The 1,820-nt window shown below is 38.6% G+C and carries 1 protein-coding gene; it reads left to right on the top strand.

The annotated features are described in order from the left end of the window. A partial coding sequence (locus BZG84_RS16110) for a glycosyltransferase (RefSeq protein ID WP_077678500.1) occupies nt 1-1,820 on the top strand: 1,820 nt, incomplete at both ends.

The raw sequence follows: 1,820 nt of genomic DNA, 5'->3' as shown, positions 1-1,820 counted from the left end.
TCACAGTACTGATCCGGAAATAAATAAAATCCTTAGTGATGTAGAAAAGTACAATTCATTTAGGGTTTTTCATAATAAAAAGAACTTAGGTTTTACAAAAACTGTTAATAAAGGTATTGAACTAGCAAAAGAAAATGATGTGATTTTGCTGAACTCAGACGCTCGTGTTACTCCTCGGTGGATACAGGGGTTTCAGCGAGCGCTTAGAACTGACAGTAATATTGCTACAGTAACAGCTATGTCTGATCGCGCAGGTGCATTCTCAGCACCAAAAATGGGTAATGATAATGATCTACCCGAAGGTGTTTCAGAGGTAGACTACGCAATTGCATTTCGTAGGAACGCTATTGGCTATTATCCTACTGTTCCAACAGGAAATGGTTTTTGTATGTATATCCGACGCACATGCATCAATCATATCGGTGCTTTGGATTCTGATGCATTTCCACGAGGTTATGGTGAAGAAAACGATTTTTGCATGCGAGCCAGAGACAACGGCTGGCGGAACATCATTGATGATCGTACCTACGTTTTTCATGATCGCTCTAAAAGTTTCGGTGGACAAAAAACAGAGTTAATTAAAGCTGGGCGAGCAGTTATCGATAAAAGATATCCGGATTTTAAAAAATCAATATCGGTCTTTAGTGAAAGTTCAGTTATTAGTGCTGCACGATTCAAGGCCGGAATTGCAATGAAAGACTGCCAAAGCATCTTGCCGAGAGGACTCTTTGTTATTTCTACTTTGACAGGTGGAACACCTCAAACTAACCGGGACTTGATGCTAGCATTATCAGATCGTGTTGAGGGGTGGTTACTCCACTGTGACAGTAAAGTTATGTCACTTTATCGTATTTATAGCAATCAACCAGATGAGGTAGTTCAGCGTCATGTGCTAAAGGAACCTGTCGATGTATTAACTCATCACAACGCTGAATATGATCGAGTATTGACAAATTGGTTATATAAGTATGACTTTGAGTTTGTTCATATTCGTCATTTAGCATGGCACTCGTTGAGTTTACCAAAACTTGCAAAGGAAAGTGGAGCGAGAGTCATTAACTCTTTTCATGATTTCTATACTATTTGTCCAACAGTAAAACTACTTGATGGTGAAAACAAATACTGCAATGGGAAGTGCTCTAATTCGGAGAGTGGAAATTGTAAACCTGATTTGTGGGGAAGCGATTCATTACCAAAACTAGAGAATGCGTGGGTAAATAAATGGAGAGAAAAGTTTAGCCATGCGCTAAGTTATTGTGATGCGTTTGTTACAACACATGAGAGTGTTAGAAAGACTATATTAGAAAGTTTGGCTATACCCAGCGAGTGTTTTCATGTAATTCCACACGGGAGAGATTTTAAACAGTTATATCAACTTTCAGAGCCATACAAAAATGGCGATACGCTTAAAGTTCTAATTCCAGGTAATATAGCGATAGCAAAGGGAAGTAAAATAATTGAAGAGCTCCTGGAAAATGACGTTGATGAAAAGCTACATTTCCATATTCTTGGTAAGTCTAACTTGAAGTACCAACACCCTAGGCTAACTTTTCATGGCGAGTATAAGCGTGATGAGTTTGCTGAGCATGTAAAGAAAATTAAACCTCATGTGGGTGCGGTTTTTTCGATCTGGAACGAAACATGGTGCCATACGTTGACTGAAATGTTATCCGTCGGGCTCCCATGTGCCTCGCTTCCTTTTGAAACTGTATCAACAAGAATAAAAGATAACGATGTTGGCTGGGTGTTTCCGAACGATAATATAGAGAAAATAAAAGACTGTTTTTATAACTTGAATAGTGAAGAAGTTATCTTAAAAG

Source organism: Salinivibrio sp. PR932, from assembly GCF_001996125.1.
In the GTDB taxonomy this organism is placed as follows: domain Bacteria; phylum Pseudomonadota; class Gammaproteobacteria; order Enterobacterales; family Vibrionaceae; genus Salinivibrio; species Salinivibrio proteolyticus.
This window is presented reverse-complemented; position numbering and strand designations above follow the sequence as displayed.